At 69.2% G+C, this 746-nt stretch carries 1 protein-coding gene; it reads left to right on the top strand.

What is annotated here, in order from left to right; genetic code table 11:
* A partial coding sequence (locus HLA95_RS27650) for a hypothetical protein (RefSeq protein WP_222185171.1) occupies window positions 1-746 on the top strand: 746 nt, incomplete at both ends.

Genomic DNA, 746 nt, shown 5'->3' with positions numbered 1-746 from the left:
CACATGAGCCCGGCGACCCCGGCCGACGATGCCCGCACCATCATGATCAACAAGATCTCCTGGGGGGCGGTGCTCGCGGGCGTGGTGGTGGCGCTGGTCACCCAGCTGATCCTCAACATGCTGGGCATCGGCTTTGGCGCAGGAGTGCTCGATCCCGCGACCGGCGACAATCCGGCGGCCTCGTCCTTCTCGATCGGTGCCGGCTTGTGGTTCGTGGTGTCCGGCATCCTGGCTTCCCTGGCCGGCGGCTATGCCGCAGGGCGACTGGCGGGCAAGCCCAAGGAATCCACCGCCGGCTGGCATGGCCTGACCGCCTGGGCGCTCACCACGCTCTTGGTGTTCTACCTGCTCACCTCGGCGGTGGGCGGTATCCTCGGCGGTGCCTATCGCACCATGACCAGTGCGCTTGGCGGCGTTGCCAGCACGGTGGGTTCAACGGCACAGACCGCCGCCCAGGTGGCAGCCCCCAATCTTGCTGACGTGACCGATCCGTTTGCCTCGGTGGAGCAGTCCATCCGCGGAGCTACTGGCGGCAACGACCCGGCCGCCCTGCGTGATGCGGCGGTCGCCGCCGTGCGTGCCACCGTTACCGGCAACGAGCAGCAGGCAGAGGAAGCACGCGAGCGCGCTGCCCAGGCCCTGGCACGGGCGCAGAACGTGCCGGTCGACGAGGCCCGCACCCAGGTCCAGCAGTACGAGCAGCAGTATCGCCAGACGGTGGAGCAGGCGCAGCAGCAGGCGACGGA

The organism is Geminicoccus harenae, from assembly GCF_019800005.1.
Taxonomy (GTDB): domain Bacteria; phylum Pseudomonadota; class Alphaproteobacteria; order Geminicoccales; family Geminicoccaceae; genus Geminicoccus; species Geminicoccus harenae.
The sequence above is the reverse complement of the archived record's forward strand: the minus strand, read 5'-3'. Positions and strand labels throughout refer to the sequence as shown.